At 68.6% G+C, this 23709-nt stretch carries 23 protein-coding genes and 4 tRNA genes; 13 read left to right on the top strand and 14 right to left on the bottom strand.

The window, feature by feature from the left end:
* Positions 1-126: 126 nt before the first annotated feature.
* Both G3I71_RS32880 and G3I71_RS32885 read right to left on the bottom strand, forming a co-directional pair.
* Positions 127-687, bottom strand: a complete 561-nt coding sequence (locus tag G3I71_RS32880; RefSeq protein WP_164320379.1) for a hypothetical protein — start codon at positions 685-687, stop codon at positions 127-129.
* A 133-nt stretch (positions 688-820) separates the two neighbouring features.
* Positions 821-1171, bottom strand: a complete 351-nt coding sequence (locus G3I71_RS32885) for a metallopeptidase family protein (protein ID WP_343243139.1) — start codon at positions 1169-1171, stop codon at positions 821-823.
* 115 nt (positions 1172-1286) lie between these two features.
* Between G3I71_RS32885 and G3I71_RS32890 the strand changes: the two genes are divergently transcribed.
* Entirely contained in the window at positions 1287-2924 is a 1638-nt protein-coding gene (locus G3I71_RS32890; RefSeq protein ID WP_164320380.1) for a metallophosphoesterase, read from the top strand.
* A 48-nt stretch (positions 2925-2972) separates the two neighbouring features.
* Positions 2973-3045, top strand: a tRNA-Glu gene (locus G3I71_RS32895).
* Positions 3046-3131: 86 nt separating this feature from the next.
* Here G3I71_RS32895 and G3I71_RS32900 read toward each other — a convergent pair.
* Both G3I71_RS32900 and G3I71_RS32905 read right to left on the bottom strand, forming a co-directional pair.
* Positions 3132-3314: a hypothetical protein gene (locus G3I71_RS32900; protein WP_164320447.1), complete on the bottom strand. Its 183-nt coding sequence runs from the start codon at positions 3312-3314 to the stop codon at positions 3132-3134.
* A 199-nt stretch (positions 3315-3513) separates the two neighbouring features.
* Positions 3514-3885, bottom strand: coding sequence for a helix-turn-helix domain-containing protein (locus G3I71_RS32905; RefSeq protein WP_164320382.1), 372 nt, complete (start codon positions 3883-3885; stop codon positions 3514-3516).
* Between the two features lie 133 nt (positions 3886-4018).
* Between G3I71_RS32905 and G3I71_RS32910 the strand changes: the two genes are divergently transcribed.
* A complete protein-coding gene (locus G3I71_RS32910; RefSeq protein ID WP_164320384.1) occupies positions 4019-4798 on the top strand; it encodes an ANTAR domain-containing protein in 780 nt (259 codons plus the stop codon).
* 46 nt (positions 4799-4844) lie between these two features.
* Here the strand turns inward: G3I71_RS32910 and G3I71_RS51530 are convergent, their stop codons facing one another.
* Together G3I71_RS51530 and G3I71_RS32920 are read right to left on the bottom strand one after the other, a co-directional pair.
* The gene (locus G3I71_RS51530; RefSeq protein ID WP_164320386.1) at positions 4845-5036 is read right to left on the bottom strand and encodes a CsbD family protein; all 192 of its coding nucleotides are present in this window, start codon (positions 5034-5036) and stop codon (positions 4845-4847) included.
* A 56-nt stretch (positions 5037-5092) separates the two neighbouring features.
* Entirely contained in the window at positions 5093-6100 is a 1008-nt protein-coding gene (locus G3I71_RS32920; RefSeq protein ID WP_164320387.1) for a Ppx/GppA family phosphatase, read from the bottom strand.
* 268 nt (positions 6101-6368) lie between these two features.
* Here G3I71_RS32920 and G3I71_RS32925 point away from each other — a divergent pair.
* The 6 genes from G3I71_RS32925 (at position 6369) to G3I71_RS32950 (ending at position 13075) form a co-directional block, all read left to right on the top strand.
* Positions 6369-6443: transfer RNA gene (locus G3I71_RS32925), tRNA-Asp, on the top strand.
* 31 nt (positions 6444-6474) lie between these two features.
* Positions 6475-6548 (top strand) — tRNA-Phe (locus G3I71_RS32930).
* A 119-nt stretch (positions 6549-6667) separates the two neighbouring features.
* Positions 6668-8296 carry a hypothetical protein gene (locus G3I71_RS32935; protein ID WP_203731982.1) on the top strand — a complete coding sequence of 543 codons (1629 nt, stop codon included), beginning with the start codon at positions 6668-6670 and terminating at the stop codon, positions 8294-8296.
* An 81-nt stretch (positions 8297-8377) separates the two neighbouring features.
* Complete coding sequence (hrpA, locus tag G3I71_RS32940; protein WP_164320389.1) at positions 8378-12394, top strand: ATP-dependent RNA helicase HrpA; 4017 nt, start codon at positions 8378-8380, stop codon at positions 12392-12394.
* Between the two features lie 114 nt (positions 12395-12508).
* Positions 12509-12583 (top strand) — tRNA-Asp (locus G3I71_RS32945).
* Positions 12584-12853: 270 nt separating this feature from the next.
* Complete coding sequence (locus tag G3I71_RS32950) at positions 12854-13075, top strand: DUF6274 family protein (RefSeq protein WP_164320391.1); 222 nt, start codon at positions 12854-12856, stop codon at positions 13073-13075.
* Between the two features lie 453 nt (positions 13076-13528).
* Here G3I71_RS32950 and bldC read toward each other — a convergent pair whose 3' ends face one another.
* Both bldC and G3I71_RS32960 read right to left on the bottom strand, forming a co-directional pair.
* The gene (gene bldC, locus G3I71_RS32955; RefSeq protein ID WP_033321412.1) at positions 13529-13735 is read right to left on the bottom strand and encodes a developmental transcriptional regulator BldC; all 207 of its coding nucleotides are present in this window, start codon (positions 13733-13735) and stop codon (positions 13529-13531) included.
* Between the two features lie 524 nt (positions 13736-14259).
* Complete coding sequence (locus G3I71_RS32960) at positions 14260-15111, bottom strand: hypothetical protein (protein ID WP_164320393.1); 852 nt, start codon at positions 15109-15111, stop codon at positions 14260-14262.
* A gap of 242 nt (positions 15112-15353) precedes the next feature.
* Between G3I71_RS32960 and G3I71_RS32965 the strand changes: the two genes are divergently transcribed.
* The gene (locus G3I71_RS32965) at positions 15354-16448 is read left to right on the top strand and encodes a Glu/Leu/Phe/Val dehydrogenase dimerization domain-containing protein (RefSeq protein WP_164320394.1); all 1095 of its coding nucleotides are present in this window, start codon (positions 15354-15356) and stop codon (positions 16446-16448) included.
* 288 nt (positions 16449-16736) lie between these two features.
* Complete coding sequence (locus tag G3I71_RS32970) at positions 16737-17003, top strand: DUF3073 domain-containing protein (protein ID WP_164320396.1); 267 nt, start codon at positions 16737-16739, stop codon at positions 17001-17003.
* Between the two features lie 256 nt (positions 17004-17259).
* Here the strand turns inward: G3I71_RS32970 and purM are convergent, their stop codons facing one another.
* The 6 genes from purM to G3I71_RS33000 form a co-directional block, all read right to left on the bottom strand.
* Complete coding sequence (gene purM, locus G3I71_RS32975; protein ID WP_164320398.1) at positions 17260-18339, bottom strand: phosphoribosylformylglycinamidine cyclo-ligase; 1080 nt, start codon at positions 18337-18339, stop codon at positions 17260-17262.
* Between the two features lie 49 nt (positions 18340-18388).
* The gene (purF, locus tag G3I71_RS32980) at positions 18389-19918 is read right to left on the bottom strand and encodes an amidophosphoribosyltransferase (protein ID WP_164320400.1); all 1530 of its coding nucleotides are present in this window, start codon (positions 19916-19918) and stop codon (positions 18389-18391) included.
* Between the two features lie 94 nt (positions 19919-20012).
* On the bottom strand, positions 20013-20858 hold the full coding sequence (locus tag G3I71_RS32985; RefSeq protein WP_164320402.1) for an META domain-containing protein: 846 nt from the start codon (positions 20856-20858) through the stop codon (positions 20013-20015).
* 86 nt (positions 20859-20944) lie between these two features.
* A complete protein-coding gene (locus G3I71_RS32990; RefSeq protein WP_164320404.1) occupies positions 20945-21772 on the bottom strand; it encodes a maleylpyruvate isomerase family mycothiol-dependent enzyme in 828 nt (275 codons plus the stop codon).
* 7 nt (positions 21773-21779) lie between these two features.
* Positions 21780-21983: a DUF397 domain-containing protein gene (locus G3I71_RS32995; protein WP_164320405.1), complete on the bottom strand. Its 204-nt coding sequence runs from the start codon at positions 21981-21983 to the stop codon at positions 21780-21782.
* Positions 21980-22876, bottom strand: coding sequence for a helix-turn-helix transcriptional regulator (locus G3I71_RS33000; RefSeq protein ID WP_343243140.1), 897 nt, complete (start codon positions 22874-22876; stop codon positions 21980-21982). The genes G3I71_RS32995 and G3I71_RS33000 overlap by 4 nt, the downstream gene beginning before the upstream one ends.
* Positions 22877-23088: 212 nt before the next feature.
* Between G3I71_RS33000 and G3I71_RS33005 the strand changes: the two genes are divergently transcribed.
* Positions 23089-23322, top strand: a complete 234-nt coding sequence (locus G3I71_RS33005) for a hypothetical protein (protein ID WP_164320407.1) — start codon at positions 23089-23091, stop codon at positions 23320-23322.
* Positions 23319-23627: a hypothetical protein gene (locus G3I71_RS33010; protein ID WP_164320409.1), complete on the top strand. Its 309-nt coding sequence runs from the start codon at positions 23319-23321 to the stop codon at positions 23625-23627. Before G3I71_RS33005 ends, G3I71_RS33010 begins: the two co-directional genes overlap by 4 nt.
* Positions 23628-23709 lie beyond the last annotated feature (82 nt).

Consider the following 23709-nt stretch of genomic DNA (forward strand, 5'->3'; position numbering starts at 1 on the left):
CCACACGCGGCGCATCTCTTCGGCGCCAGGCAATGGGATCAAACGATCTACTACCATACGCACCCACCTCCGCTTTGGGCAAATTGAGTACCGTCATCGCAGGTCACCCGCCTTCCGGACCCTCGGCTAGACCGGCACTCCGGCCTCGGGCGCCGGCTCCCGCGTCACCAGTTGCGGTTGGGCCTGCTGGGGCTGCACCGAGGACGACGGCTCCGCGATCGTCGGCTCCGGCGAGGACGGCGGAGGCGTGGGTGACTCGACCGTCGGTTCCGGCTCAGGCTCGGCGGTCTTCGTCGGCGTGGGCTGCGGCTTCGTCGGCGTGGGCGCTCCGGGATCGACGGGCCCGGCACTGCCGCCGCCCGGTTCGGCGGGCGGCGACGCGGGCGCGCTCTGCCCGGCGGACGGGGAGGCGCCCGGAGAAACGGGCGCCCCGCTGGCCCCCTTCGCGCCCCCCTTGCCCTTCCCGCGCCCGGACTTGCCGTCGCCCGCGGCCCCGCCGACCCACCCGTAGCCGCCCCCGCCGGTCGCCCCCGGCCCCCCGTCGGGGGCCTTCGCGCCCTTCTGACCGGCGGAGTGGGAGGGCTTGACCTGGCCGGCGTCGCCGTCGCCCACGCTCATACAGCCGGCGGCAGCGGCGACGGCCACAACCGTGGCGGCCAGTCGGACAGGTACATGCAAGGGGCGCACGGGCAGCCACCTCCGGTGGGGAGTCAAGGAGTCAACGTGCTCAACTCCCGTCGCCCACAAGAAGACACGCGCCCCTCAACAGCCTCCGCACGCCTGGCCCCATGACTCGACGACTCGATGACTCCTCGGCCCGTCAGCCGTAGCCGAGCGCGTGCAGCCGCTCGTCGTCGATCCCGAAATGGTGAGCGATCTCATGTACGACGGTCACCTCGGTCTCCGCGACCACGTCGTCCCGTGTCTCGCACATGCGCAGGGTCGGCCCCCGGTAGATCGTGATCCGGTCGGGCAGCACTCCCGCATACCACTCCCCGCGATCGGTCAGCGGCGTCCCCTCGTACAGCCCGAGCAGCTCGGGCTCGTCCGCCGGGGGCTCGTCCTCGACGAACACCGCGACGTTGTCCATCAGCCTCGTCAGCTCCGGCGGAATCCGGTCGAGGGACTCGGCGACCAGTTCCTCGAACTCCTCGCGCGTCATCTCCAGCACACGCCCATTGTCCGGTACGAGCCGCCCGTACGGGGGTCACGGACCCGCGCTCTGCGGAAAGCCGTGCTCTGTGTCACCCCGCTTAGCCGCGTCCCGCTTTGGGCATACGGGACCAATGGCACGCGTACCCGCCAACACCCCGCACCCCGAAAGCCCCCGCACCACCCCCGGCCGCCTCACCCGCCCCCTGACCGCCCTCGCCGGCCCCTACCGCGCCCGCCGCGCGCATCCGGCCGCCGAGCTGGTCCATCCGCCGCATCCCTGGACCCGCGCCCTGGGCCTGGTCGCGGTGGTCCTTCTGGGTGCCTGGCTGGGCCTGCTGATCGTCGGCAACGTACGCGCGCCGGTCGGCCCGATGAACACCACGATGACCCTGCGCCCGTCCCTCACCGGCGGCACGAAGATCAACGTCTCCCCGCTGGGCGCCCTGGAGCTGAACAGCCACACCGCGCCGGTCCGCCTCGACGTGAACGTCGACCAGCTCGACCCGGTCCGCTCCCAGGCCCTCGTCGACCACCCCGAACGTCTCTCCGGCCTCCAGGACGAGGTCGCCGAGGACGTCGGGCACGGCACCCTCGACCTGGCCGTCCGCTCCTGCGTGGCCGTCGTGTCCGGGGCCACCGCCCTCGGCCTCGCGGTCTACCGCCGCCCGCGCCGGGCCCTCGCGGCCGGCGGCCTCGCCCTCGCCCTCCTGATGGCGTCGGGAGCGACGGCGTACGCGACCTGGAACCCCAAGTCGGTCCTGGAACCGAAGTTCTCCGGGCTGCTGTCCTCGGCCCCCTCCCTGGTCGGCAACGCGCGCAGCATCGTCACCGAATTCGACGTCTACCAGAAGGAGTTGGCGCGCCTGGTGACCAACGTGACGAAGCTGTACGACGTCACGTCCACGCTCCCGACCTACCAGCCCGACCCGGCCACGATCCGTGTCCTGCACGTCTCGGACATCCATCTCAACCCGGTCAGCTGGAAGATCATCGCGTCGCTGGTGAAGCAGTACGACATCAACGTGATCGTCGACACGGGCGACACGATGGACCACGGCACGGCGGCCGAGAACGGCTTCCTGGACCCGATCAGGGACCTCGGGGCCCCGTACGTCTGGGTGCGCGGCAACCACGACTCGCGGCTCACCCAGCGCTATCTGCAGCGCATGAAGAACGTGCACGTCCTGGACGACGGCCAGTCGGTCGACGTCGGGGGACTGCGCTTCGCGGGCATCGGAGACCCGGCGTTCACCCCGGACCGCGCGGCGGGCGAGCAGGACGGCGGCCGGGATCAGGAAGTGGCGGGCGACCGGCTGGCCTCGGCCATCCGCGACCAGCGGACCCTTGGCACCCCGGTCGACATCGCGATGGTCCACGAGCCGGACGCGGCCCGGCGGACGGACGGCGTGGTCCCGCTCGTCCTGGCGGGGCACCTCCACCACGCGGAGATGGAGGTCATGAAGTACGGCACCCGGCTGCGCATCGAGGGCTCGACGGGCGGCGGCGGACTGCGCGCCCTGGAGAAGCGGAACCCGGCCCAGATCGAGGCGTCCGTCCTCTATCTGGACCGCGACACGCATCGTCTGCAGGCCTGGGACGAGATCAAACTGGGCGGCCTCGGGCTGACCACGGCGGAGGTGAGCCGCCATCTGCCGAAGGAGAACCAGCCGGGCGCCACGCCGGTTCCCTCACCGTCGACTTCGGGCTCGACTTCACCCTCGACTTCGGCCCCGACTTCACCTTCACCGTCCCCCGTTCGGAGCCCGTAAACCGTTTTGGCGAACCCCCCTGGCATCACCTATGCTTCTCACGTCCTCGCCCCCATCGTCTAGCGGCCCAGGACGCTGCCCTTTCAAGGCGGTAGCACGGGTTCGAATCCCGTTGGGGGCACAGATAAGTACGGTTGGCGGCATCCCGCATCAGGGGTGGCCGCCATTTCGTGCGTTACAGGCGTTGCGGACCTCACGACTCGAAGGTCAGGCGGGCGGCTCGTCGGGGACGGGTTGCTCAGGGCGTTCACTGCCGGAGTGCGGTGCGCCTCGCTTGCCCGTGCCGGCTTCGTCCGTGTCGGGGATCTCGGGGTCGTCCGCCTCGGTGGCCGCCGGGTCGGCGTCCACCTCCCAGGGATCGTCGGCGGCGCCCGTCTGCTGGTCGGGCATGTCCCTCGGGACGGGGCTGGGCCGGGAATCCTGTTCCTGCGCTCCGTCTCTGTCGCCCTCGGGAGTGTTGGTGCGGTAGTCGCTCACAGCGCTGCCCCTTCGTCGGCGGGCCCCGGTCGCACACGCGAGTACCCGGGCGGGCGCCCGCTACTACTCCGGCAAGAGCAGAACCACCACCTCCACGACGCCCTGCGGGACGTCACTGGTCGTCTTCGGGGCTCCTGGCGTGCGGAGCCGTCGCCTGCAGCTCGCGCCGGCCTTCGGCGTGCGCGTCGTCGTGTCGCGAGAGGAGGGACAGCAGCTCCGCCACGCGCAGCCCCTCGTCGGCGGGGTGCCGCAGGATGGTCCCGTCCTCGATCTGGTACGCGTTCGAGCGCCCTTGACGGGTATGGGTGAGATAACCGGCCGTCTCCAGATCCGCGACGATCTTCTGAACGGCACGCTCGGTGAGCCGGCAACGGGCGGCGATGTCACGGATGCGGATGGTGGGATTCTCCGCGATCGCAGCCAGCACACGGGAGTGGTTGGTGAGGAACGTCCAACCGGTATGCGACTCGGGCACTTCAGGCATGACGACAGGATAGGCCGTTTGATTCACGTATTCAAAAGGCTGAACTTGGTTTCATGTATCTCTTGACGTACAAGGCTTCCTGGACCGACGCTTGAGGAGCCACGTACTGCCCGATGCCTACGGAGTGGCCGCGATGTCGGACCGTGCAGTTACCACGCAGCTCACAGTGGCGGACGAAGTCCGCCCGGCACCCCTGCTCGGCATCGAAACACGCCCTGCGGGCTACGCGACACTCGTCGTGGTGACGGGGGCGATCGACCTCGTCACGGAGCAGTCACTCCACAACGGTCTGAGCCAGGCCCTTGCCCGTTCGGAGCGCGCCATCGAGCTCGATCTGAGCGGCGTCGACTTCTGTGACTGCTCCGGACTCAACGTCCTGCTCCGCGTGCGTAAGCGCGCCCTCGACGAAGGCAAGATCATCACCATCAGGTCGGCGGGCACCGCGATGCTCCGGCTCTTCGCGATCACCGGCACGCTGCCGCTGTTCGCCGGCCCGGACGACGCCGACGAACCCGCCGACGCGAGCGGGGCCGGCGAATCCGGCCGGGCCCCGGACACACGCCCCGCCGTGCCACTCTCCCTCGGGACGGACATCGCGCCGCTCGACGAGACGGACCAGGACCTGCGGATCGAGGTGGTCCAGCTCCGGCGGGCCATGCAGACACGGCCCGTCATCGACCTCGCGCGGGGCGTCCTCATGGCGTCTTTCGGGCTGAGCGCCGAGGACGCCTGGAACGTGCTGGTCGCGGTCTCCCAGAACACCAACACCAAGCTGCACGAGGTGGCCGACAACCTCATCGGCGCCGTCACGGGCGACGCGCTCCCCGAGGCGCTCCGACTCCAGATCGCCAAGACGGTCGCCGGCCTCCGGGCCCTGCCGGAGGATCCGTCGCCTCCTGGCCCTCACCCGTGACGATGTCGCGTCAAAAGACCCAGCAGACCCAGCGGACTCGGCAGCCTCAGCCGCGATCCCGCTCGTCCGAACGCACGGCCTTCTCGGCGCGCTCCTGAGCCTCTCCCCTTGTCTTCTTGGCCTTGCCGCGAGCCTGTTCCAGCTTGCCTTCGAGTTCCTGCTCGTGGTCGCTCGTGGCCTTGCCGGCCAACTCCTTGGCCTTGCCCTTGATCCTGTCGGTACGGCCCTTGTCCACCACGGCTCCTCCTGGGTCGGGCCAGGTCGGGGCGACTCGCCCGCCGAGGCGCCGGCGGCTCAGGCCTCCGGCGTCGCGATCCGCAGCGGCGTCGGCCCCACGGGCACTGCCTCGCCCCGCTCCTGGGTGGTCTCCGCCCACCACGACGCACCGTCCTCGACGCACCGCAGCAACACTCCTTCGCGGATGGCCCACGGGCAGATGGTCAGCGTCTCGATGCCCGTCAGCTTCATCGCCGTGTGCCCCACCACCGCTCCGGCCAAACTCTGCAGGGCCCGAGGCGCGGAGACACCGGGAAGCATCGCCCGCTCGGCCGCCGGCAGGGCCGCGAGCCGGGGCAGACAGGCGCGGAGATCCCCCCGGGACAGCTGCCGCGCCACGAACACACCCCGGCGACCGGGCGGGGCACCGCAGAGCCGGGCCAGCTGCTCGAAGGTCCGCGAGGTCGCCACCCCCACGTGGGGCCCCTCCCACCTCAGCCGTGCGGCCACGTCCCGCAGCTGATGGCGCACCCGGCGGCGCAACGCCCTCAGGTCCTCCTCGGACGGCGGGTCCTGCCCGCCGAGGAACTCCCGGGTCAGCCGGCCCGCGCCGAGCGGCAGCGACGCCGCGAAGTCGGGCAGCCTGCCACGCCCGAAGGCCACCTCGAGGGAGCCGCCGCCGATGTCGAACAGCACAAGAGCCCCGGCACGCCAGCCCATCCACCGCCGGGCACCGAGAAAGGTGAGCTCGGCCTCGACCTCTCCCGGCAGCGTGCACAGTCGTACGCCGGTCTCGTCGCGCACGGTCCGCAGCACGTCGAGCCGGTTCGGCGCGGCGCGCACGACAGCCGTCGCGAAGGCCAGCGGTTCTCCCGCCCCCCACCGCTGGGCGGTCTCGTCGGCAGACGCGACCGCCTTCACGAGCTGCCGCACGGACTCCTCGGGGATCACTCCGCCGGGTTCCGCCTTCTCGGCGAGCCGCAGCTTCCACTTCGCCGTGTGCGCCGGCAGGGGAACACCGTTCCGGGTGTCCGCGACCACCAGCCGAACCGTGTTCGACCCCACGTCCAGCACGCTCATCCGCATGGGACCCGGAGTACCCGGCGCCGCCTCCTCCACTCCCTCGGATCGACCGCGGGGGTGCCCGGGAACCGGACGGCACGGCCCTCGACCTGCACTGTCGTGTGCGCCGGCCATCGCCCGTGGTCTGATACGCTTTTCCAGCGACATCGGCCCGCCGGCCAGCCTCGAACCGGTCACTCAGAACCACCGGATCGGTGAAGGCGAGCAGGCGGGAAATCCCGTTGGGAGCACGCGGAACGGTGTGCGAGACTTACTTCGCGCACAACAGCAAGGTCCTGTGGAGCAGTTTGGAGTGCTCGCCACCCTGTCAAGGTGGAGGCCGCGGGTTCAAATCCCGTCAGGACCGCTGAGGTTACATGTTTCACGTGAAACCTCGTGGCTGGGTAGCTCAGTTGGTACGAGCGATCGCCTGAAAAGCGATAGGTCGCCGGTTCGATCCCGGCCCCAGCCACATCGCACGAAGACCCCCTCCGGTTGTCCGGAGGGGGTCTTCGTCGCTCACCGTGGGCCACTGCGGAGCCGTGGCCCACCGAGAACCATGGGGGGTTCTTGAGACACAACATCAGGGGGATGGTGACGGCCGGTGCCGTCCTGCTCTCCACTTTCGCCATACCCGGCGCAGCCCACGCCGCCGCTCCGGTGGTCCAGGAGGCGTCCAGCGACTTCACGGACTGGTCGGTCATCGACGTACGCCTCAACCACGGCAGCGTGGTCGGCGAGGACGTCAAGAAGATCACCGCGAAGCTGCGCCCGCTCGGCAGTGCCGAGACGGACACTCCGGTGGCCACGATCACCGACTTCACCGAGACGTACCGGGCCAGCCCCTGGGAGGGCACCTGGTCCTCACAGCCCGTCCACCTGGACACTCTCGGCGAGTACACGATCGACGTCGAGGCCACGAACAGCGGCGGCGAGACCATTGTCCAGCGGAACGCGGGTGTGCTGCGCTACCAGAAGCAGCCCGTGATCACGAACTTCACCGTCACACCGACCACGCCGAACATCGACGCCAAGCTCGTCACGGCCTCCGGTGATCTACTGCTCCGCGATCCCAGCACCCGCGCGACCGAGGCCATGCCCAGTGCCTCCGTCTACATCGACCTCGGCGATTCGGTCGAGGAGACCGTCACCACGGACGACCAGGGGCACTTCTCCCTCGCCCGTGAGGTGAGCGAGGGCGGCTGGGCCCGAGCCCAGTACCGCGGCGACCTGGGCTACGCCACGGTCCCCTTGGTCGCGATCACCCCCAAGGCCGCCCCGACCCGCCTGATCCTCGACAAGAACAGCTTCCATCTCGTGACCAACGCCGAGATGAAGGTCACCGGGCGGCTGGAGTACCGGAGCGGCAGCGAGTGGAAGCCGCTGGCGGGCATCCCGCTGCAGCTGGACTACAAGAACAGCAGCATTACCGATGCGACCGACGCCACCACGAACGCAGCCGGCCGCTTCACCTTCGTCCGGCGGGTGGACGGCGACACCACGTTCGAGGTGGGCTTTCCGCCATACCCGTACAACGCCTGGATCGTGCGGACCGCGACCGCCGATGTGAAGGTCAAGGTCACCTCGACGAGCAGGTTCAGCGAGTTCACGGCCGCGCAGGACGAGCGGGCCCAGCTCGACATCACCGGCATCGTGCGCCTGGCCGGCAACGGCTACAGCGGCCGGATCAAGGTCGACATCCAGCGCTCCGCCAACGGCAGGAACGGCTGGATAACCAAGAAGACCGTGACGACCGGCTTCGACGAGCAGTTCATCGTGGAGCGCCTCCGGGGCGACGCTGACGGCTACTGGCGACTGCGGTACGCCGGCGATTCCGCCCGGGACTTCAAGGGCACCACCAGCGTGGCGGTACGCCGGGTGAGGGCCCTCACCCGGATCATCAGCGCGAACGCCACCCCCGAGCCGGTCCGCAAGGGCGCGACCCTCACCGTGAAGGGCGTCCTCCAGGAGGCGAAGCCCGCGAGCACGGTGGGCTGGACGAGCTGGAAGGCGTACGGCGGCAAGTGGGTCCAGATCCTGTTCCGGCCGAAGGGCGAGAACACCTGGTACCTGATGGGCACGGTGAAGACCGGGCGCAACGGCTCCTTCGCCAAGGGCATCAAGGCGCCTATGGACGGCACCTGGGTGCCGGTGCATCTGGAGCCGGACAGCAGGCATTTCGCCGGCGCCGGGGCCGAGGACTACGTCGACGTGCGGTAACACGCATCACAGGCACGAAACGAGGGGCGGACGCAAAAGCGTTCGCCCCTCGTTTCGTCGAGGTGAGATCCTGGGTCAGGTATGTCTACGCACCCCGCCTCCGCCCCCGGCGCTCCCGCTCTCGGTGACCTCGCCCCCCGCCTGACCGAGCTGTCCCTGCGCGACGCGCACCGGCTCGGGCGCAGGCTCGAAGGTGCGCGCAGGATCCGTAAGCCCGAAGCCCGTTCCGCCGTCATCGCCGAGATCGAGGCGGAGGTCGCGAAGGCCGAGCTGCGGATGGCCGAGCGCCGCAGCCGCGTGCCGGCCGTCACCTATCCCGAGCAGCTTCCCGTCAGTCAGAAGAAGGACGAGATCGCCGCCGCCATCCGCGATCACCAGGTCGTCATCGTCGCCGGTGAGACCGGGTCCGGGAAGACCACCCAGATCCCCAAGATCTGCGTCGAACTCGGCCGGGGCGTACGCGGGATGATCGGGCACACCCAGCCCCGTCGTATCGCCGCCCGTACCGTCGCCGAGCGGATCGCGGACGAGCTGGACACGCCCCTGGGTGAAGCCGTCGGCTGGAAGGTCCGGTTCACCGACCAGGTGAACCAGGACGCGACGGTCATCAAGCTGATGACGGACGGCATCCTGCTCGCCGAGATCCAGACCGACCGCGAGCTGCGCGCCTACGACACGATCATCATCGACGAGGCCCACGAGCGGTCCCTCAACATCGACTTCCTGCTCGGGTATCTGGCGCAACTGCTGCCCCAGCGGCCGGACCTGAAGGTCGTCATCACCTCGGCGACCATCGACCCCGAGCGCTTCTCCCGGCACTTCGGCGACGCACCCATCGTGGAGGTCTCCGGCCGTACGTACCCGGTCGAGGTCCGCTACCGGCCGCTCCTGGAAGAGGACAGCGAGGACTCGGACCGCGACCAGATCACCGCGATCTGCGACGCCGTCGAGGAACTCCAGGGCGAGGGCAAGGGCGACATCCTCGTCTTCCTCTCCGGCGAGCGCGAGATCCGCGACACAGCGGACGCGATCACCAAGAGGAACTACCGGTTCACGGAGGTCCTCCCCCTCTACGCCCGCCTCTCGCACGCCGAGCAGCACCGGGTCTTCCAACAGCACACAGGGCGCAGGATCGTTCTGGCGACCAACGTCGCCGAGACCTCGCTCACCGTGCCGGGCATCAAGTACGTCATCGACCCCGGGTTCGCCCGTATCTCCCGCTACAGCCATCGCACCAAGGTCCAGCGACTGCCCATCGAGGCGATCTCCCAGGCCAGCGCCAACCAGCGCAAGGGCCGCTGCGGCCGTACGTCGGACGGTGTCTGTATCCGGCTCTACAGCGAGGACGACTTCGAGGCCCGTGTGGAGTTCACGGACGCGGAGATCCTGCGGACGAACCTCGCCTCCGTCATCCTCCAGATGACCGCGGCCGGCCTGGGCGACATCGAGAAGTTCCCCTTCCTCGACCCGCCGGACCACCGCAACATCCGCGACGGCGTCCAGCTCCTCCAGGAGCTCAACGCGCTCGACCCCGCCGAGAAGGACCCCCGCAAACGGCTCACGGACACCGGCCGCAAGCTCGCGCAGCTGCCCGTCGACCCCCGGCTGGCCCGGATGGTCCTGGAGGCCGACAAGAACGGCTGTGTCCGCGAGGTCATGGTGATCGCCGCCGCGCTCTCCATCCAGGACCCGCGCGAACGCCCCGTCGAGAAGCAGGCGCAGGCCGACCAGCAGCACGCCCGCTTCAAGGACGAGACGTCCGACTTCCTCGCCCTGCTCAACCTCTGGCGGTACGTCCGGGAGCAGCAGAAGGAGCGGGGCTCGTCCTCGTTCCGGCGGATGTGCAAGCAGGAGTACCTGAACTTCCTGCGCATCCGCGAGTGGCAGGACATCTACACCCAACTCCGTACCGTGGCCCGCCAGATGGGCATCCACCCCAACGAGGACGACGCGCCGGAGCAGAGCATCCACGTCTCCCTGCTGGCCGGCCTCCTGTCCCACATCGGGATGAAGGACGTACCGAAGACCACGACGACGGGAACCGCCGCGTCCACGTCGACCGGTGACAGCAACCGCAACACCTCCGGCAAGAACGAGTACGTCGGTGCCCGCAACGCCAAGTTCGCGATCTTCCCCGGCTCCGCCCTCTTCAAGAAGCCCCCGCGCTTCGTGATGTCGGCGGAGCTTGTGGAGACCTCGCGGCTGTGGGCCCGCGTCAATGCGCGCATCGAACCCGAGTGGGTCGAGCCCCTCGCCGAACACCTCCTCAAGCGCACGTACAGCGAGCCGCACTGGGAGAAGGACCAGGCCGCGGTGATGGCGTACGAGAAGGTGACGCTGTACGGCGTACCGATCGTCGCCCAGCGGAAGGTGAACTACGGGCGCATCGACGCGGAGGCGTCCCGTGAGCTGTTCATCCGGAACGCGCTGGTCGAGGGCGACTGGCGGACGCACCACAAGTTCTTCGCCGACAACCGCCGACTCCTCACCGAGGTCGAGGAGTTGGAGCACCGGGCCCGCCGCCGGGACATCCTGGTCGACGACGAGACCCTGTTCGACTTCTACGACGAACGCGTCCCCGAACACGTGGTCTCCGGGGCCCACTTCGACTCCTGGTGGAAGCAGAAGAAGACCGAGGAGCCCGAACTCCTCGACTTCGAGCGGGCGATGCTCATCAACGAGCGCGCCGGGGACGTCAGCAAGGACGACTATCCGGACGCCTGGCACCAGGGACCGCTCAAGTTCCGGGTGACGTACCAGTTCGAGCCGGGCGCGGACGCCGACGGTGTGACCGTCCACATCCCCCTCCAGGTGCTGAACCAGGTGACGGACGACAACTTCGACTGGCAGATCCCGGGCCTGCGCGAGGAGTTGGTGACGGAGCTCATCCGCTCCCTCCCCAAGCCGATCCGCCGCCACTACGTCCCGGCGCCCAACTTCGCCCAGCGTTTCCTGGCCGTCTCGGCCCCCCTCCAGGAACCCCTGACCGTCACCATGGCCCGCGAGTTGAAGCGCATGGTCGGGGTCCCCTTCACCGCCGACGACTTCGACCTGGACCGGATCCCCGACCACCTCCGCATCACCTTCCGGATCGTCGACGAGCGGCGCCGCAAGCTGGCCGAGGACAAGGACCTGGAGGTGCTGCGCCTCCAGCTCAAGCCGAAGGCCCGCCAGGCCATCTCCCAGGCCGCCGCGGCCACCGCGGAGCGCGCCGGCGGCGAGTCCCTGGAGCGCACCGGCCTGACGGACTGGTCGATCGGCACCCTCACGCCGCTCTTCGAGACGCGCAGAGCCGGCCAGCCCGTGAAGGCGTACCCGGCGCTGGTCGACAACGGCGACACCGTCTCCGTACGCCTCTTCGACACCGAGGCGGAGCAGCGGGAGGCGATGTGGAAGGGCAGTCGGCGGCTGATTCTGCGCAACATCCCGGTCAATCCAGCGAAGTTCGCGTCCGAGAAGTTGACGAATGTTCAGAAGCTCGCGCTGTCCGCGAATCCGCACGGTTCGATCCAGGCCCTGTTCGACGACTGCGCGATGGCCGCGGCCGACAAACTGATCGCCGACTTCGGGGGTCCGGCGTGGGACGAGGAGTCGCACCGGAAGCTGTACGAGAAGGTGCGCGCGGAGATCGTCGACACGACGGTCCGTACGGTCAACCAGGTGCAGCAGGTGCTGGCCGCCTGGCAGGCCTGTGAACGCCGCCTGAAGGGCGTACGCAGCGCCGTGCTCCTCCCGAACCTGACGGACGTACGCAGGCAGCTGGACGCCCTCGTACGGCCCGGGTTCGTGACGGCGGTCGGGCTGCGACGCCTGCCCGACCTGATGCGCTACCTCGTCGCCGCGGACCGGCGCCTGCAGCAGATGCCCACCAACGTCCAGCGGGACACCGCCCGCATGGAGAAGGTGCACGAGATGCAGGACGAGTACGCGTGGCTGCTGGAGCAGCTGCCGCAGGGCCGGCCGGTGCCGTCGGCGGTGCTGGACATCCGCTGGATGATCGAGGAACTCCGCGTCAGCTACTTCGCCCACGCGCTGGGCACGGCGTACCCGGTGTCGGACAAGCGGATCGTGAAGGCGATCGACGCGCAGGCCCCGTAAATCGGCCGCCGACGCCGTAACGGGGTCGGCACGGTGGGTGAGTTCGCCCCCGGGCTCACCCTCCTGTACAGTCTCGTTTCGCAGCACAGCGCAACATCAAGTGCCGCGAAACCTGGTCCTGTGGAGCAGTTTGGAGTGCTCGCCACCCTGTCAAGGTGGAGGCCGCGGGTTCAAATCCCGTCAGGACCGCAGAGAAGAAAAAAGGCCCGTATCCGGCAACGGACGCGGGCCTTTCTCGTGCCGCAGCACGACCTCCGACGCGCTCGCCGCCCTGTCGAGGCGGAGGCCGCTCTCGCGGCGGAGCCGCAGTCCGATGCGGCAGATGCCGTCAGGACCGCCTCAGCGAAGAGAGCCTCGGTACGGCCACCGGGCCGACACCGCCTTCTTGACGGAGTCACCTTCCCCCGGTACCCAGAGAGCAGGGCCTTCGATGCCCTGTCCCCCTTCCGGAGGTGGCGTATGGCGGCGACCGCGCGACGGCATGAGACACGCGCTCTGCTTCGGGCACATCTGTCGGCCGCCATCGGGTACCCGCATCTCACGCGACACTGTCCGATCTGTCACCGGTTACAGAAGCTCGCCATGGAGCACTGCTCCGAGGCCGACGGAGACACCGAGGCAGGACTCGAGACCGACGCCGAGGCCGACGAGACACCGGGTGCCAACAGCGGCTCCCTCTAGCACTTGTGGCGCATCGTCAACAAGGCGCGCGTCATGTGACGGGTGTCACCGTATGAGTTTTCAAAATGTGGGTTCTTACCGGTCTCCTACAACTGGTCAATTTAATATGTGCAATTGCACCAGCCTCAGCAGGCTCCCACAGCGGATCCGACACCCCTCCCCAGACTCCAACAAGCTCGCGCACAGCACCCCGTGCCACCCCCGTCCGCGGGCACAAAAAAAGATCGCGCTGGACCCGGCGGAGTCCAGCGCGATCTCTACGACGCGCCCTCGAAGCTATGGAACTGGTGGAACTGCCTTGGGTGTGGGGTCCGTTGGGGCAGACCCACGTCGCTTGAAGCTGTTGGTGATGAACCAGGTGACTCTGGTTGGTGCTGGCGGTACTGGTGTTGCCCACCGGACATCTCGGCCGATAGTTGGGGGATCTACCGATTTGTCCGGCTATTCAGTTGGTCAGGCCTCGGTGCGCTGCTGCGGAATGCCCGCAAGCAGGGCGCGGACCTCGGCCTCGCGGTAACGGCGGTGTCCGCCGAGCGTGCGGATGGATGTGAGCTTGCCGGCCTTCGCCCACCGCGTCACCGTCTTGGGATCAACACGGAACATGGTGGCGACCTCAGCCGGGGTCAGCAGCGGCTCGGCATCAGGGGTGCGAGCGGTCATGAGCGGCCTCCTCGGGAGAACCGAACCTTCTCGGTTCATTCCTCTAAATTCTGCACCTTGACCCGCGTTGCCCGAAATGGCGGATGCGGGTCGAGTCGGTTATAGGACGAACGGCTTGTCCTCGGCACTACAACTACACCATCTGTCCAACCGCGTAGGCCAAACCGATGGAATTGCCCTCCCAGGTGTCCATCGGCGACGGAAGCCAATGGACCATGCCATAGCGGACAGTCACACCATCGTGACGATCAGTCACAGTGGCGATCAGGAGTCACGAGACCCCCCATAGCGTGCAATGCAGAGATTCCACCCATAGCTGGGCAGATAGAGCCTCCCCCGGACTCCTTGTCCTATTTTGGCACGAGGAGGGGCAAGGGACGCAAGCCACCTGTACGTGCGGTCCGTCACGCTTGACACAAACGCCCGGATCGGGACCTACGTCCCACGGCAGCTCCAAGAGCGTCCCACACATATGGAACTCACGTTCCAGGGAGTCTTTTTTTGACGAACCGTCAGTTGGACCGTCAGTTCGCCGACCGCCGGTCCCGCACCGCCCGCCACCGCTCCATGAGCCGCCCGTACGCCTCCCCGGCCGCCTCGCCGTCCCCCTCGCGCAGCGCCTCGATGCCCGCGGCCACGTCCGCCGCCGAGTGGTCGCCGGCCAGATCACCGGCCGGCAGCACGTGCACCAGCCCGCCGTAGTCCAGCTCGACCAGTGACCGCGGGTGGAACTCCTCCAGCCACCGCCCGACGTCCGTCAGCCCGTCGATCAGCGGCCCCTCGTCGAGGCTTTCCCGCAGGGTCCGCAGCCCGCGCGCCACGCGCCGCCGCGCCTGCACCATGGGCGTCCGGTACCGCAGCACGGGCGCCGCGCCCCCGTCGGCTCCCGAGCCCTTGTCGTACTCGCGCTCCTCGTCGGTCACGAGCACGAACCAGTCCAGCGGCACCTCCCAGGTCGCCGTGCGGATCCACGGGCGGGCGTCCGGATTCCGGGACAGCCAGCGCTCGTAGTCCTGGGCGGCCTGGTGGCGTACGAGGGGCGGCAGGACGGCGTCCAGGACCGGGACGGGCAGTTCCTCCCCGAGCGCGCCCAGCGCCTGCCAGCCGCGCAGCCGGGTGCGCCAGGGGCAGACGTACAGCACGCCCCCGGCCTCGGTCACGAACGCGTCGGCGCTCTCCTGCACCGGCACCGCGACCGGCGGGGTCGGCAGCAAGTCGGCCAGGGAGCGCCGCAGTTCGTCCTGGTACGAGGGGCGGTCGGGCCGTCGGGCGTAGCGCGCCCAGTGGCTGCGCTCCGGCTCCGGGAAGGCCGCCAGCGGCTCGTAGACACGCAAGTAGGACGCGTACGGGACGATCACCGCGGACACCTTGGGCACGCCTGCTCCCTCCCCCCTGGACGACCAGGAAAACCCGCACAACCAGCGGAACCAGCACACAGCAGCACGGGAAAATTATGCAAACCGTCGTACGGTCCCATGTCACCGGTGGGTGATCCTCGGCACTGCGGGGACGGTTGGCACACGCGGGCCGGGGAGGAGCTTTACTCTCGTGCCCACGGAAGCCCGCCACCCGTACGGGCTCCGGCCCCGACCGCCGCTACTTCCCTGGAGTCACCACAGTGACCGACGTAACCGGCGCGCCTGCTGATGTACTGCACACCCTGTTCCACTCGGATCAGGGGGGTCATGAGCAAGTCGTGCTCTGCCAGGACCGGGCCACCGGTCTCAAGGCCGTGATCGCCATCCACTCCACCGCCCTGGGCCCCGCGCTCGGCGGTACGCGCTTCTACCCGTACGCGAGCGAGGCGGAGGCCGTCGCCGACGCGCTGAACCTCGCGCGCGGGATGTCGTACAAGAACGCCATGGCCGGTCTCGACCACGGCGGCGGCAAAGCCGTGATCATCGGCGACCCGGACATCGTCAAGAGCGAGGAACTCCTCCTCGCGTACGGGCGGTTCGTGGCCTCGCTCGGCGGGCGGTACGTCACCGCGTGCGACGTCGGCACGTATGTGGCCGACATGGACGTGGTCGCGCGCGAGTGCCGCTGGACGACCGGACGCTCCCCGGAGAACGGCGGCGCCGGCGACTCGTCCGTGCTGACCGCCTTCGGCGTCTACCAGGGAATGCGGGCGAGCGCCCAGTACCTGTGGGGCGATCCGTCGCTGCGCGCCAAGCGGATCGGCATCGCGGGTGTCGGCAAGGTCGGGCACCACCTCGTGGAACACCTGGTGGCGGAAGGCGCCGAGGTCTTCGTCACGGACGTACGCGGGGATGCCGTACGGCGGATCACCGAGCGGCACCGGAACGTACTGGCCGTCGCCGACACGGATGAGCTGATCCGCGTGGACGGGCTGGCCGTCTACGCGCCCTGCGCCCTCGGTGGAGCCCTGAACGAAGCCACCGTGCCCGTGCTGACCGCCGAGGTGGTGTGCGGGGCGGCCAACAACCAGCTCTCGCACCCGGGCGTCGAGAAGGACCTCGCCGACCGCGGGATCCTCTACGCGCCCGACTACGTCGTGAACGCCGGTGGCGTGATCCAGGTGGCCGACGAGCTGCACGGGTTCGACTTCGAGCGGTGCAAGGCGAAGGCCGCGAAGATCTACGACACCACGCTGGCCATATTCGCACGTGCGAAGACAGATGGTGTTCCGCCGTCGGCCGCGGCCGACCGGATCGCCGAACAGCGCATGGCGGAGGCCCGCCGGAGCCGGTAGTCCGAGGCAGCTCGGAGGTACCTGTCGGCGGGGTGTTGGAGAGAACTCTCACCCCCGTCGGCGGGTCGGCCGCCAAGAAGTGGTTAAAATCGCGGTTGACCAGCGGGGACAGGGCACCTCGCGGGTTCTGGGCACGGGCACGTCCTGCGGGCGACGTACCGTATGGGCGCGGGCTCAGGTACCGTGGAAGCCCTACGGACCGGTCTCTCCACGGAGAGCCCGTTCCAGAACATGAACGGGTGTCAAGACTCTGGGGCCACCGAGCCCCGTATCCGAGGGGGTCGAGCCATGGGGCGCGGCCGGGCAAAGGCCAAGCAGACGAAGGTCGCCCGCCAGCTGAAGTACAGCAGCGGCGGGACTGACCTCTCGCGTCTGGCCAATGAGCTGGGCGCTTCGACTTCGAGCCAGCCGCCGAATGGCGAGCCGTTCGAGGACGACGACGAGGAAGAAGACGACCCGTACGCCCAGTACGCGGATCGGTACAACGACGACGATGAGGACGAGGATGATCAGTCCTCAGGTTCCGCGTCGTCGCAACAACGCCGTGGGGCTTGACGTCTTATTACGTCTGCTGCGGCGCGCTGAACAGGTTGCACATTTCCTGTAGGGCATCAGCTGCACCTCACCCGGTCCGGGAGATTCAAACACCGGACCGGGTTTCGTGCGTTGCCGTTCCACTTGGGTTGGGCAGGGGCGCCTAGTGGGTCGGGGCGCCTGTGGATTGGCGGGTGCGGGTGCGTTGTGGCTGGTCGCGCAGTTCCCCGCGCCCCTCGGCTCGGCGGCTGCGCCGCCTTGCGATCCAGCTTGCGATCTAGTTGGCTGCGTAGTCGCCGACCAGTTCGGCGCCCGTGGTGTGGGTGTCGCGGTCGGTGATCTCGCCGGCCACCCAGGCGTCGACGCCCCGGTCCGCCAGGGTGGCGAGGGCCACGTCCGCCGAGTCCTCCGGGACGATCGCGATCATGCCGACGCCCATGTTCAGCGTCTTCTCCAGCTCCAGGCGTTCGACGGAACCCGTCTTCCCCACGAGGTCGAAGACCGGGTCCGGGGTCCAGGTGGAGCGGTCGACGATCGCGTGCAGGCTGTCCGGGATCACCCGGGCGAGGTTGGCGGCCAGACCGCCGCCGGTGACGTGCGAGTAGGCGTGCACGTCGGTGGTGCGCATGAGGGCCAGGCAGTCGAGCGAGTAGATCTTGGTGGGTACGAGGAGTTCCTCGCCGAGGGTGCGCCCGAACTCCTCGATGTGCGTGTCCAGGGACAGTCCGCCCTGCTTCAGCAGCACATGCCGGACGAGGGAGTACCCGTTCGAGTGAAGCCCGGAGGCCGCCATGGCGATCACCGCGTCACCCGTACGGATACGATCCGCGCCGAGCAGCCGGTCGGCCTCCACGACGCCCGTACCGGCGCCGGCGACGTCGAAGTCGTCCGGACCGAGCAGACCCGGGTGTTCGGCCGTCTCGCCGCCGACCAGAGCGCATCCGGCCAGTACGCAGCCCTCGGCGATGCCCTTGACGATCGCTGCGACACGCTCGGGGTGAACCTTGCCGACGCAGATGTAGTCGGTCATGAACAGCGGTTCGGCGCCGCACACCACGATGTCGTCCATGACCATGGCGACCAGGTCGTGGCCGATGGTGTCGTACACGCCGAGCTGCCGGGCGATGTCGACCTTCGTACCGACGCCGTCGGTCGCGGAGGCGAGCAGCGGGCGCTCGAAGCGCTTGAGGGCGGAGGCGTCGAAGAGGCCGGCGAAGCCGCCGAGGCCACCGAGGACCTCGGGGCGCTGCGTCTTCTTCACCCACTCCTTCATCAGCTCGACGGCGCGGTCGCCCGCTTCGATGTCGACGCCGGCGGCGGCGTAGGAAGCACCGGAGGCAGAGTTGGTCGCAGACATTGCCTGGGATCTTTCGCGTTGATGTGAAGCGGAGGGGCTGCGGATCGGCTTACGGGCGACGGATCGCGTCGGCCGCGGCCGTGGCGGCGGGCCCTGCGGCCAGCTCGGTCTCCAGCAGCTGCTTGCCGAGCAGTTCGGGGTCCGGGAGCTCCATCGGGTACTCACCGTCGAAGCAGGCGCGGCACAGGTTCGGCTTGGCGATGGTGGTCGCCTCGATCATCCCGTCGAGGGAGATGTACGAGAGGGAGTCGGCGCCGAGCGAGGTGCCGATCTCGTCGATGGTCATGCCGTTGGCGATGAGCTCCGCGCGGGTGGCGAAGTCGATGCCGAAGAAGCAGGGCCACTTGACGGGGGGCGAGGAGATCCTGATGTGGACCTCCGCCGCGCCGGCCTCCCGCAGCATGCGCACGAGCGCCCGCTGGGTGTTGCCGCGCACGATCGAGTCGTCGACGACGACCAGCCGCTTGCCCTTGATGACTTCCTTCAGCGGGTTCAGCTTCAGCCGGATACCGAGCTGCCGGATCGTCTGGGAGGGCTGGATGAACGTACGTCCGACATAGGCGTTCTTGACGAGTCCGGCCCCGAACGGGATCCCCGAGGCCTCGGCGTAGCCGATGGCGGCCGGGGTGCCGGATTCCGGAGTAGCTATCACCAGGTCGGCCTCGACAGGAGCTTCTTTGGCGAGTTTCCGACCCATCTCGACGCGCGAGAGGTACACGTTCCGGCCGGCGATGTCGGTGTCCGGGCGGGCGAGGTACACGTACTCGAAGATGCAGCCCTTGGGCTTCGCTTCCGCGAATCGTGACGTACGCAGACCGTTCTCGTCGATGGCGACGAACTCGCCCGGCTCGATCTCGCGCACATAGGCGGCGCCGCAGATGTCGAGGGCGGCGGACTCGGAGGCGACGACCCAGCCGCGCTCCAGCCGGCCCAGGACCAGGGGGCGGATGCCCTGCGGGTCGCGGGCGGCGTACAGCGTGTGCTCGTCCATGAAGACGAGGGAGAAGGCGCCCTGGACCTGCGGAAGAATCCGCGCCGAGGCGTCTTCGATGGTCAGCGGGTTGCCCTCGTCGTCGGTCTGGGCGGCCAGGAGGGCCGTCAGCAGATCGGTGTCGTTGGTCGCCGCGACGCGCGGAGTGCGCCCGTCGTGCTGCTTGGGCAGGTCGGCGACCATCTCGGCGAGCTGCGCCGTGTTGACGAGGTTGCCGTTGTGGCCGAGGGCGATCGAGCCGTGGCCGGTCGCGCGGAAGGTGGGCTGGGCGTTCTCCCAGGTGGAGGCGCCAGTGGTCGAGTAGCGGGCGTGACCGACCGCGATATGACCCTTGAGCGCGCCGAGCGAGGTCTCGTCGAAGACCTGGGAGACAAGGCCCATGTCCTTGAAGACGAGGATCTTGGAGCCGTTGCTGACCGCGATACCCGCGGATTCCTGGCCTCGATGCTGTAGGGCGTAGAGCCCGAAGTAAGTGAGCTTGGCGACCTCTTCGCCGGGGGCCCAGACCCCGAAGACGCCGCAAGCGTCCTGAGGGCCTTTCTCGCCGGGGAGCAGATCATGACTGAGTCGACCGTCACCACGTGGCACGGCACCGAGTGTAGGCGAGATCGACCACTGGTCCGAATTAGGGAACGCGACTGTGACGTGCGGGCACCGTGGGGCCGCGGACTGCGGTAGAGGCTCAATCGGCGGCGTTCGCGCTGACGGTGGTCCCGTTCGCGCTGGTCAGAGAGAGGGAGCGGTGATCGATCTTGTACGCCGTCCTGCCGTCGAAGATCTTCAGGAACGCCTTCTCGGTCTCCATGAGTGAGCCGTCGCACATCCTTCGGGTGGTCGCCGGGCTGCCGAAAGTGATATTGCCGTCGCTGACTGTTGCCTCAGCGGAAACGTTGTTGCAACCGGCTTTGCCGCTGACGGTCCCCTTCTTCTGGTCGAAGACGAGATAGGCCTCGGCGGCGGAGGGGAGCGGGGAGACGGTGTTGGTGTCACCGAGTGTCGTGACCGTCCACTTGGTGCCGGAGAGGGCGGCGGCCTTCTCTTCGGTGAGGTGGATGGTGGTGCCGGCTTCGGAGGTGAGGGTGAGCTGTTCCTCGTCGTCGCCCTTGACCTGTGCGGTGAGGGTGCCGTCCTTGAGCGCCTTGGTGAGGTTGCTCTCGAAGGTCATCGGGTCGTTCGCGCAGGCCATGTCGGTCGACAGGAACTGCGCGAAGGAGATCCCGTCGCCGTCGACGGTGGCATCGGCCCCGAAGCCGTTGCAGCCGAGGTTGCCGCTGACCTGGCCGTTCTTGTCGATCTTCAGCCAGGCACTGGCGGGTGCCTCGCTCTTCTTCCCGTCGGCGGTGAGGTCATTGACGGTCCAGTGGACGCCGGTGACCTCCGATGTTCCGGACCCCGCCCCTGTCCCCGTCCCTGTCCCGACGGTCTGGCTGCCGCCGCCGTCCTTCTCACTGCCGCAGGCCGCGGCGAGGGGGAGCACGGCCAGGGTCAGGATGCTGAGGCTGACGCTCGTCAGTCGCTGCTTTTTCATGCCGGTGAGACGGAAGGGGCTGGTGGGCGGTTCCCGTCCGGCTGTTTTTCGGAGAAGGCTGTGCTTTCTCCGTACGGGGGCTGCCGTCAGGCCATGAGGGGCAGAAGCCCTCCGAGGTCGGCGCGTTCGCCGCTCGCGCTGACCTGGGCGTTGTCGAGGGCGTCGGCCCACTGGACCCGGCCGGTGGCCAGGCGGATCCAGGTCAGCGGGTCGGTCTCGACGACGTTGGGCGGGGTGCCACGGGTGTGCCTCGGCCCCTCGACGCACTGCACCACGGCGTACGGCGGAATGCGGACCTCCGTCGAACCGCCGGGGGCCTTGGCGGCGAGGGCGTCGGCGAGGAGGCGGGTGCAGGTGGCCAGCGCCTGCCTGTCGTACGGGATGTCGAGGCCCGGGACTGCGTCGTTCAGGTCGTCGGTGTGGACGACCAGTTCGACGGTGCGGGTGACCAGGTAGTCGGCGAGCGTCATGGCGCCGGTGCGGGTGGCGAGCCGGCGAGTGCCGGGGGCCGTGGCCAGGCGTTGGGTGAGGCGCTGTTCGGTGAGGGCGTAGAGGGCGTTGAGGGAATCGAGGTCGGGGTGGGTGTCGGCCAGCTCGCGGGTGTCCCCGGCGATGTCGGCGGCGCGGGCGGCGGTGGCGAACGGCCAGTCGAGAAGGGCGAGTTCGGCTCTCTCCGGCTCGTCCCGGTCAAGGTTGCGGCTGACGGTCTCCACGGCCATGGTGACGTGGGCGACCAGGTCACGGACCGTCCAGTCCCCGAGGCGGGTGGGGAGGGCGAGTCGGTCGGGGGTGAGGGGGAGGACGGCGGTGCGGATGTTGGCGTACTGGGTGAGGACGGCGGTGCGGGTCTTGACGGGGTCGTAGGTGCGGGTTCGGGTGCGGGTGCGGGCGTTCGGGTTTTTGGCTGGGGGCATGGGGGCGTCAGCTCCGTACGTGGTCCAGCAACGCCACGAAGGCTTCTGGGGGGAGGAGAAGGGCGGGGCCTTGGGGGTGCTTGGAGTCTCTGACGGCTATGCGGGTGTGGGTGGGGGTTAGGTGGGCGACTTCTACGCAGGTGCCGCCGGTTTCGTCGCTGTAGGACGACTTGAACCAGGCCCCATCGGGAGCATTGCGGTGTGTGCTCATGGCTGTTCCAACTCTCGTGCTGCTCGCTTCAGGAATTCGGGGGTTTCCCTGGGGCCGCCGACTTCTGCTCGCATGGCATCGAACCGGCGCTTGTACGCCCAGATCTCCGTGTCTTTGTCAGTGACGCCGACCGCGCTGAACCCATCGACGCTCACCACCGTGGGCAGCGGTGCCAGGAACTCCATGAGCATGAAATTCTGGCTGCACCGGTAGACCGGTTGACTCATCGGCAGGATCTGCACGGTGACATGCTCCAGCGCAGCCAGTTCCGCCAGGTGCGCGTACTGCTCCCGCATCACCTCCGGACCGCCGAACACCCGCCTGAGCACTGCTTCGTCGAGGATCGCGTGAACCTCGACCGGACTGTCACTTCGGGTGATGGCCTCCTTGCGGCGCATCCTGATCTCGACGTTCCGCTCGACGAACTCGGTCGTACGCTCGTCGATCGGCTTGGCGGCCTCAAACTGCGCCCGCGCATACCGCGATGTCTGGAACAGGCCGAACATGACATCCGGCTGATAGACCCTCAGGACCTTGGCGTCACCTTCGAGGCCCAGGCTGATGTTGAACCCGGACGGCATGAAGGTGCGGTACGGCGACCACCAGCCCCGGTTCAGCGAGTTCTTGTGGATGTCGAGCAGGAACTCCACGTCGTCCAGGTCGCCGACCCCGTACCGGTCCAGCAGTTCCTTGAGGTCCTGGACCTTGGGAAGGCTGGTCAGTCCCTTCTCCACACGGTGAAGCGTCGACTCCGAAACCCTGGTTCCTCTGACCGCTTGAGCCCTGGTCATCCCCTTGCCCGAGCCGTCGTCCTTCTCGACCTGCTCACGCAACCGCCGTAGCTCCTGGCCGAGTTGCATCCGCCGAATCGTCGGCCCCGTCTTCGCTGCCACCGTGTCCGTTCCTTTCGCGGCCGAGCAGAGCAACCGTATGCCGATGCCTGCCAGTTGGCTCCCCGTGCCCAGCAGATCACTGCCTGTGCCCAGAGTGTGGCAGCACCAGTCCACCCTTCGCAGCCACTTCCTCACTTCCAGGCATATACCATTTCATGTGGGATTCCCTCGTTCGATTGCGTCGCTGCTGGAGCGAAGGAACCGTGATGCCCATGACCACTCCTCCAGTCACCGGCCCCTTCCTCGTGGGCGACCGAGTCCGCGGCACCACCTACGTCCCGCCCGACTCCCGCAAGCGCGAGGCGCCCGAGCGTTTCGAGGGCGTCGTCGTGCAGGTCGGCTCGGGGTACCCGAAGGTCGACGCCGAGGGTGACTTCCTCTGGGTGCGGCTCGCCGACTGCACCGAGCGTCAGGCGCTCACGACCGACACGGAGCCGAACCCGTGACCGGCGTCGAGGTGGACCCCCGCTGCGACATCTGCAAGGTCGGCCGCGCCCCGTTCCTGCGCTACGGCACCCTCGAGAACACCGGCCGCATGTGCTCGGAGTGCCTGCACCGGACCCGCCTGTGCGCCATCTGCCAACAGCCCAGCAACACCCCGCTGGTCGCGCTGCCCACGGTCGACCAGGGGACGGGGCCGGGCCGGACCTCGTACGCGTGCGGGGCCTGTGTCACGCCAACCGTCCGCCCGTCAGCGGGACTTCATGACGTGCCCCAGCGCGACCAGGCCGACGGCAACAGCGAGCAGTGACGGTGACCGGGCGTACCCACTGACCACCGCCAGAAGCGCACCCGTTCCCCAGAGCCTCGGCTGCCTCACCAGCGGCGGGAGC

The sequence above is a fragment of the Streptomyces sp. SID12501 genome (genome assembly GCF_010550245.1).
Lineage (GTDB): Bacteria > Actinomycetota > Actinomycetes > Streptomycetales > Streptomycetaceae > Streptomyces.

Excerpts from the sequence above, each read along its gene's own strand:
- G3I71_RS32890 (WP_164320380.1), top strand. The coding sequence starts at position 1,287 with ATGGCACGCGTACCCGCCAACACCCCGCACCCCGAAAGCCCCCGCACC.
- G3I71_RS32900 (WP_164320447.1), bottom strand. The coding sequence starts at position 3,314 with ATGCCCGACCAGCAGACGGGCGCCGCCGACGATCCCTGGGAGGTGGAC.
- G3I71_RS32905 (WP_164320382.1), bottom strand. The coding sequence starts at position 3,885 with ATGCCTGAAGTGCCCGAGTCGCATACCGGTTGGACGTTCCTCACCAAC.
- G3I71_RS32910 (WP_164320384.1), top strand. The coding sequence starts at position 4,019 with ATGTCGGACCGTGCAGTTACCACGCAGCTCACAGTGGCGGACGAAGTC.
- G3I71_RS32920 (WP_164320387.1), bottom strand. The coding sequence starts at position 6,100 with ATGCGGATGAGCGTGCTGGACGTGGGGTCGAACACGGTTCGGCTGGTG.
- G3I71_RS32935 (WP_203731982.1), top strand. The coding sequence starts at position 6,668 with ATGGTGACGGCCGGTGCCGTCCTGCTCTCCACTTTCGCCATACCCGGC.
- hrpA (WP_164320389.1), top strand. The coding sequence starts at position 8,378 with ATGTCTACGCACCCCGCCTCCGCCCCCGGCGCTCCCGCTCTCGGTGAC.
- G3I71_RS32950 (WP_164320391.1), top strand. The coding sequence starts at position 12,854 with ATGGCGGCGACCGCGCGACGGCATGAGACACGCGCTCTGCTTCGGGCA.
- bldC (WP_033321412.1), bottom strand. The coding sequence starts at position 13,735 with ATGACCGCTCGCACCCCTGATGCCGAGCCGCTGCTGACCCCGGCTGAG.
- G3I71_RS32970 (WP_164320396.1), top strand. The coding sequence starts at position 16,737 with ATGGGGCGCGGCCGGGCAAAGGCCAAGCAGACGAAGGTCGCCCGCCAG.
- purM (WP_164320398.1), bottom strand. The coding sequence starts at position 18,339 with ATGTCTGCGACCAACTCTGCCTCCGGTGCTTCCTACGCCGCCGCCGGC.
- G3I71_RS32985 (WP_164320402.1), bottom strand. The coding sequence starts at position 20,858 with ATGAAAAAGCAGCGACTGACGAGCGTCAGCCTCAGCATCCTGACCCTG.
- G3I71_RS32990 (WP_164320404.1), bottom strand. The coding sequence starts at position 21,772 with ATGCCCCCAGCCAAAAACCCGAACGCCCGCACCCGCACCCGAACCCGC.
- G3I71_RS32995 (WP_164320405.1), bottom strand. The coding sequence starts at position 21,983 with ATGAGCACACACCGCAATGCTCCCGATGGGGCCTGGTTCAAGTCGTCC.
- G3I71_RS33005 (WP_164320407.1), top strand. The coding sequence starts at position 23,089 with ATGACCACTCCTCCAGTCACCGGCCCCTTCCTCGTGGGCGACCGAGTC.